Annotated in this window: 5 protein-coding genes; 1 reads left to right on the top strand and 4 read right to left on the bottom strand. The window is 48.3% G+C overall.

Going from position 1 to position 7065, the window contains the following annotated elements:
- The first annotated feature begins 189 nt into the window (after positions 1-189).
- Complete coding sequence (locus B147_RS0113115; RefSeq protein WP_020587659.1) at positions 190-597, top strand: metal-dependent transcriptional regulator; 408 nt, start codon at positions 190-192, stop codon at positions 595-597.
- Here B147_RS0113115 and B147_RS0113120 read toward each other — a convergent pair.
- The 4 genes from B147_RS0113120 to B147_RS0113135 all read right to left on the bottom strand — a co-directional run bounded on the left by B147_RS0113120 (position 594) and on the right by B147_RS0113135 (position 6561).
- Positions 594-1463 (bottom strand): class I SAM-dependent methyltransferase, encoded by an 870-nt coding sequence (locus B147_RS0113120; protein WP_020587660.1) that lies wholly within the window; start codon positions 1461-1463, stop codon positions 594-596. The two genes, B147_RS0113115 and B147_RS0113120, sit on opposite strands and share 4 nt — an antisense overlap.
- Before the next feature lie 20 nt (positions 1464-1483).
- Positions 1484-4693, bottom strand: a complete 3210-nt coding sequence (locus B147_RS0113125; RefSeq protein WP_020587661.1) for an efflux RND transporter permease subunit — start codon at positions 4691-4693, stop codon at positions 1484-1486.
- Positions 4693-5967 (bottom strand): efflux RND transporter periplasmic adaptor subunit, encoded by a 1275-nt coding sequence (locus B147_RS0113130; RefSeq protein ID WP_020587662.1) that lies wholly within the window; start codon positions 5965-5967, stop codon positions 4693-4695. The genes B147_RS0113125 and B147_RS0113130 overlap by 1 nt, the downstream gene beginning before the upstream one ends.
- A gap of 177 nt (positions 5968-6144) precedes the next feature.
- On the bottom strand, positions 6145-6561 hold the full coding sequence (locus tag B147_RS0113135; RefSeq protein ID WP_020587663.1) for a YebG family protein: 417 nt from the start codon (positions 6559-6561) through the stop codon (positions 6145-6147).
- Positions 6562-7065: the final 504 nt, after the last annotated feature.

A 7065-nucleotide genomic window follows, 5' to 3' on the forward strand; every position in this document is an offset into this window, starting at 1 on the left:
ACGGGTAAAGGCTTTATAAACATGTTCCCAATAATATAACCAGATTTTACGGTGTGACAACACTTTAAACTCGACTTGCAAAATGTAAGACAATGCCTAATTTTTTTTAAAACTTTCAAAAAATATATTGATAAACTTATCAAGACGCTTCATTATAAGAAATGCTAAATTTCAACCGGAGGAAGATGAATGACAAAATCACTTGACCTGTCCGAAAGCCTGGAAGACTATCTTGAAACCATACTTGAACTTCAGACAACCAATACGGTTGCCCGGTCAAAAGATATTGCCGAACGGCTCGACATCAAGCGCGGATCCGTTACCGGTATGCTAAAAAAACTGGCTGCCCAAGAACTGATCAATTATGAACCCTACGGCTATGTGACCCTGACACCCAAAGGTGAAAGAATAGCAAAAGAAATTGAAAAACGCCATATCATGCTAAAAGATTTTCTGATCCGCTTTATCGGCGTGGAAGAACAAAAGGCTGACGATACTGCATGCCGCATGGAACATGCCATGGACACGTCCACCTTTAAAAAATTCCAGGCCTTTATTCAAACCATGGATGAATGCCCCCACCGGGAAAGCGATTAAATCAAAGGATCAACCAGAAAGACAGCGGTTGCGGTCAACCCCTTCTGTTTTTTTCTGATCTGCCCTTTTCCGGCCCGGCGCTGCAGATATGAGTGAATCACGGGCCGGATATCCTTGTCGGCTTTGCCGGTTACTTTTGTAAAAAAAGAGACCTGGTTCTCGGCTTCGGTTTCCACAGAAACGCGTTGATCCCAGTCCACCACATCAAAATAAACGTCTGGGTACAGCCCCATGGATAACAGCAGATTAATCTTATAAAGAATACTCTGGGGTTTATCGTCCAAAGGACGGTTCATAATCATTTCCCACAAATCCTTAAACACTTCGGGCTGACGCCGGGCCGCCCATCCCCTGATCGCACACCCCTTTGCCGCACATTGGATCATTTTTGAAAACGCCTCTGGGGTGGCTACGGCCGGTGACATAAACGCCACGACCAGATCAAAGGCCTTTTCCCAGCCTGTTTGTCGAATATCCAGCTGATGCCAATCCTTTTGGACAAGGGTAATTCGGTCGTTCAAGTCTTTGGGGATATTTGCTTTGAACCTGTCAAGCATGCCCGGGGAAAAATCCATGGCCGTCACCAAAGCCCCTTTCTGTGCCAGGGCCAACGCCATCATCCCGGTACCGCAGCCGATATCCAAAACACGCATACCCTCAAACAGCAGACCCTTATCTTTAAGCGCTGCCAGGGCACGGGTCATACGCCGGCTTTTAATCTCATCGTTATTGGTATTATACGTTACCGAGGCATTGTCCCAGTACTGTGCGGTTGAATAGCCTTTATGCACGGCAAGGGTATCTTTGCCTGCCGTATCATTGACCCAGGCATCCATCCAGAATTGTTCGGCAAACATATTATTCATAAATCTTTGTCCAATTTCGATTATGTCCCATCCATTCGTCCATCTTGCCCCTCTGTTAAAAACAGGGTCCATTCACGGATCACCACATACAGGGCCGGTACAAAAACCAGAGTCAGCACCGTGGCGGCAACCAGACCGAAGCTGATACTTACGGCCATGGGAATGAGAAATTTGGCCTGAAAACTTGTTTCCGTTAAAAGTGGGGCAAGGCCTGCCACCGTGGTGAAGGAGGTCAAAATCACAGGGCGGAACCGGGTCTCACCGGACTTGACCACAGCCTCAAACACACCAGTCCCCTCAGCAACTTCAATATTTATAAAATCAATGAGAATCAGGGAGTCGTTGACCACAACACCGGACAGTGCCACGATACCGAAAATCGATATCATGGTGATATCCAGACCCATTATAAAATGCCCGACAATGGCTCCTATCAAACCAAAAGGGATCGCGGTCATGATAATTACCGGCTGGGTGTAAGAGCGGAACTGACTGGCCAAAAGTAAAAAAATTATCATGGCTGCCACAATAAACCCTTTCATCAGGCTTTCCATGGACTCCTTACTGCGCTTGGCCTGGCCTTCAAGGTCATAGTCAACCCCGGGAAAGCGTTTGGCCATGTCAGGCAGAAAATTTATAGTTAAGTCCTTTACAATATTCTGGGCATTGGCAATGTCTTCATCAAGATCGGACGTCACCGTAATCACCCTGTGTCTGTCCACACGCTTAATTGTGGCGTATCCCCTCACGGTCTCAATGCGGGCCACCTGATTCAAGGGGATTTCCCGGTTATCTTTTGTCCGGATGCGAAGCCGGTCTATACTGGATTCGGTCTCCCGTTCCTGCTTGGAATACCGGACCATAACTTTGATATCATCTTTCCCCCTTTGGATTTTAAGGACCTCTTCACCGTAATAAGCTTGGCGAAGCTGGGTGGCGATGTCAGCCATGGTCACGCCTAACGCTTCTGCGCCCGGCCGGATATAGATCTGTTTCTCCATCTTTCCGGGCCTGAAATCATCGGTGATGTCAAAGGTGCCCGGATAGGATGCAATCTCCTCCTTAAGGGCCTGGGCTGCCAGTTCCATTTGGGCAAGCTCACTGCCGTGCAGACGGATCTCAATGGGGTTTCCCCCGGGACCGCCACCGATAATGCTAAATGTAGATTGCTCTGCCCCGAGAATATCACCGGTGAATTCCCGCCATTTGGTTGCCACCTCCGAAGCCAGGATATCCGGACGCTTTGCAGACGGTAAGATCTCAATCCAGGCGATACCGCAATGCCCGCCCGACACCCCCTCTTTCCAGTCCCGACGCGGTATAACTCCCACCAGGGAGAAGGTATTGACAACAAGATCTTTTTTATCATCAACCCGGTCCCTGAAATAATCGTTGAGTTTAAAGGCTCCGGCCTCGATCTGCGTAATGGTTTTCTGGGTAGTATTGAATGGGGTGCCCAAGGGGTACACAATTTCCGAGAGCATCCAGTCGGAATCACTTTTTGGAAAAAAAGTGTATGGCACATGGCCGCCGGCAATCAACCCCAAACTTATAACCAGGCATCCCACGCCCAGCACCAGGGTAAAATATCTATTTTTAATACAATAGCGCAGCGTTGGAAGATAATAGGTGTAGATGACGCGGTTCAGTCCTTTTTCCATCCGGACTCTCACAACACCGTGAATATAGGCGATCTCCCTTTTAATCCAGTGCAGCCAGAAAAACAGCACCTTGGAAATCTTTGACCTGTTTTTTCTTACAGATCCGTGGGACAGGGTTCCTTCCAGGTGGGCCGGCAAAATAAAAAAGGCTTCCAAAAGGGATATGAAAAGGATGCAGATCACGGACTGGGGCATAACAGCGATGAACTTCCCCATGATGCCCGTTATAAACATTAAAGGGGCAAACGCCACAATGGTCGTGGCCACGGCCATGACCACCGGCCCGCCCACCTGCTCCATAGCCGCCATAACAGCCTGCTTTGGTGTTTTGCCGGCAGCGTAGTGGGTATATACATTCTCCCCCACAATAATGGCGTCATCGACCAGGATACCCAGGGTCATGATAAATCCGAACAAGGAGAGCATATTTACTGACGCACCTATGTATTCCAGGAAAAGAAATGCCCCCATAAAGGTAATGGGAATACCCGAGGCCACCCAGAATGCAAGGCCTAAATCCAGGAACAGAGCCAGCACAACAAACACCAGTATAATGCCCTGGATTCCGTTTTTTAATAAAAGATCAATGCGGTCCTGAACCATATCCGCTATATTGTACCAGTGCCCAAGACGGATTCCCTGGGGCAAATCTTTTTTGGCATTTTCAATATAGGAAAGCACCCGGTTGGAAATGGCAATGGTGTCCTGGGAAGTGGTGCGCTTCACCACCACCATGGCTGCCGGATGGCCGTTGAACCGGGATTGAAGGTCCTGGTCTTCAAATCCGTCAACCACCCGGGCCACATCTCCAAGCCGGACCACAGTGCCGTCAGCGTTTGTCACCAAAGGGATCTGTTCATATTCAGCACCGGTATACCGTTTTCCCTTGGCCCGGACTAAAAACTCTCCGCCGGGGGTTTTGATCAGCCCGCCAGGCAACTCAAGGCTTCCCGTGCCCACGGCACGCGCCACATCATCAAAGGAGAGGGAAAATTTGCGCAGATTTTCCTCGGAAATTTCCACTGAGATCTCATACTCCCGGACACCCATGAGTTCTGCCAGGGAGATCTCATCAAAACCCACCAGGTCATCCCTGATTTTGTCGGCCGTCTGCTTAAGGATTCGTTCTGCCACATCACCGTAAACAGCCACATAAATGGCAGGCTCATTATTTTTGATCTCCACCATCACTGGATCTTCGGCCTGGGTGGGGAAAGAGTCAATCAGATCAATCTCGGTTCTCACCTCGTTGAGCTTGTCGGTGATGTCCGTACCGGCATCAAGCTCAAGCGTCACCACGGCATGTCCTTCGACTGAGGTGGAATACATGGTTTTTATATTTTCAATGCTTTTGAGCTGCTCTTCAATTTTAATGCAGATGCCCTCTTCCACATCCTCGGGGGAGGCCCCCGGATAATCCACGGCAATACTGATCATATCCAAAGAGAACTGTGGAAACATCTCTCGCTTCATATTCATGGCTGTGAACATCCCGGCCACGATGAGAAACACCATGACCAGGTTCACCGTAACACGGTGCTCCACAGACCATTTGCCAAGGGCTTTCATTAGTTACCGGCGCCCTTTTTAACGATGATGGGCATACCTTCCAAAGCCCCGGGCAAGGGAGATTCAATGATCAGGTCACCCGGGGCCAGCCCCTCGGTAATATAAACGTCTTCTTCGAACCGCCGGATCACCTTGACCTTTTTAATCACCAGATGGTCTTCCAGGGCCAGATACAGGGTATCCGGGGAACGCATAAGTGTTCGCGGGATTTTAAACACATCCTCCTTTTGTTCCCCTTTAACACGACATTTGACAAAGACACCGGGTCTGAGCAGCAACAACGGGTCTTTGACTTCAAGGGAGCCGATCTCAACGGTCATGGGCATGGTCCTGGTTTTTTCATCAACAGCGGCTTTAATCCTGACCACATGGCCGGGCCACACCGGAGAGCGGCCACCGTCCAGATTAGCGATTGTTAAGCGCACTTGGGGCCGTCCCCCGTTTTCAAAAACAGAGCCCAGCCATTGGAGTTCTTCAAGGGGAATGCGGATATCAACATCCAGGGCATCTTTTTCATATATAACACCAAGCACCTGGCCCGGATTAACATATTCCCCCGCCTCGACCTGTTTTGTCATCACAAATCCGTCAAAGGTAGCCCGAATTTCGGATTTCTCAAGCATCAAACAAGCCGTTGCGAGTGCAGCCTGGGCCGAAGCCAAGACCGATTTTTTCAAAGCCATGCGCGAGGGGACAAGATCCTGGGCATTAGTGATTGCCTGCAACTGATTTTTCGCGGACAAATACTGCTGTTCCACCTTATCTAAACTGGTTTTGGATGCAAACTGATTTTTAGCCAACGCCCGGATGCGGTCCAGTTCCTTGGATGCCAGTTTCAGATTAGAGTGGGCAATTTCGGCATCTGCTTTTAAATTCATTGTCTCCTGTTCAAGCAGACGAATATCAGCCCGGGCCTGATCCACCTGGACCCGGGCACTTTTTTCATTCAGAACAAGGGTGCGCTGATCAATCTTCAAAAGGGTTTCCCCTTTATGAATCGGCGCACCTTCCCGAAAATCAGGGTGGATATAATCAATCCGGCCCGCAATCTCCATGGCCAGTTTTACACTATTTCGGGGTGTAACCGTTCCAAAGGCCTCAACGGTCATATCAGAGGTACCCGGCACGGCAGGAACGCATGACACCGTCGGTGGAATGTGTGCCATTTCCTTTTTTTGAGGTTTTTCCCTGGCGACAAACAACCATAATGCGACACCTGCAGCAACCAGTAGAACCACAGCCACACGCATCAGCCTAAACAAAAAAGACGGCATAGGTATTTTCCTTTGGCCTAAAGCCGGTGCCGGGGTTTGAAGGATTCCCCCTTTAAATCAGGCAGCAAACACTTTTCCCAAACCCCATGGTTCAACAAAGCAGACAGCGCTTAAAGTGTCGGAATCAACGGTTCCCCTGTTGAATTCTAGAAAAAATATTCCGCCGAACCGCTTTTTTTAAGATGCCCCCTTTGTGCGGGTAGTTACTTTAGTCGCAGATTTTGAAACAGACTTGGCTTCAGGAACTGTGGCGGTTTCAGATGTATCAGCCCTTTTGGATGCAGTCTGCTTTGCAACCGCCTTTTTCCGGGTTTTGGCAGCACCCGAAGTGGAAGTGCTCTTTTTCCGGTCGCTTTGGGCTTTGGGAGAGACGCCTCTTAAAATAGGCATCACCTCATCGCGTTTTTCAGCTAACAAAAGGGAGATTTCTTCTTTGCGGGTTTCATCAAGAACGATATCAGAATTTTCAAGAAAATCAAATAAATTGTCGGCAATATCTAACATCTTGTCATAGGCATCTGCTTCTTTTTTTGTCGCGAATGTCATCTTTTCATCTCCATCCCTGACAACAATATATTTGACAATTACAGGCATTTTTTCTCCTCGAGAATAAAATTCTTTAACAAAGGAAATGGTTCATTTAAACTTTTTTATATAAAAAAAACAGGCTTGGGTAAAGGTATTTTACTTTTGCCCAAGGGATTCTTGAAGCGGATTTCCAAGGCGTATGCCCAGGAGGGTTGCGAGCTTTCCGTCGTGGATGAATTAACCGGTCTATCCCGTCCCATTAAAAGTATTACGTAACTGGTACAGAATTTGAGTATGTAACATAATTTTAATGCTAAAAAAATTCACCTCTAATACAAGCAGTGCTGACGCATAAATAATAAAAGGTCGGCCGAAGTTGTTCCGCCCACTCCTTTTTGGGAAAATTCCGCCTTTCCTTCTTTCAGAAGGCATCGGAAAGGTAGTTCTTCCTACACAAACCATGGCCTGTACCGAAGATTTTCATTCCGTCCGGGCATAGTTCTCCCCCATTCCAGGCTTGAAACTGTTTCGATTACCTGTCCGTGGTTGCCGTCTCACACTAATCGGAGT

The organism is Desulfobacter curvatus DSM 3379 (genome assembly GCF_000373985.1).
GTDB lineage: Bacteria > Desulfobacterota > Desulfobacteria > Desulfobacterales > Desulfobacteraceae > Desulfobacter > Desulfobacter curvatus.

Coding starts and splice junctions, on each gene's coding strand:
- B147_RS0113115 (WP_020587659.1), top strand. CDS start 190: ATGACAAAATCACTTGACCTGTCCGAAAGCCTGGAAGACTATCTTGAA.
- B147_RS0113120 (WP_020587660.1), bottom strand. CDS start 1,463: ATGAATAATATGTTTGCCGAACAATTCTGGATGGATGCCTGGGTCAAT.
- B147_RS0113125 (WP_020587661.1), bottom strand. CDS start 4,693: ATGAAAGCCCTTGGCAAATGGTCTGTGGAGCACCGTGTTACGGTGAAC.
- B147_RS0113130 (WP_020587662.1), bottom strand. CDS start 5,967: ATGCCGTCTTTTTTGTTTAGGCTGATGCGTGTGGCTGTGGTTCTACTG.
- B147_RS0113135 (WP_020587663.1), bottom strand. CDS start 6,561: ATGCCTGTAATTGTCAAATATATTGTTGTCAGGGATGGAGATGAAAAG.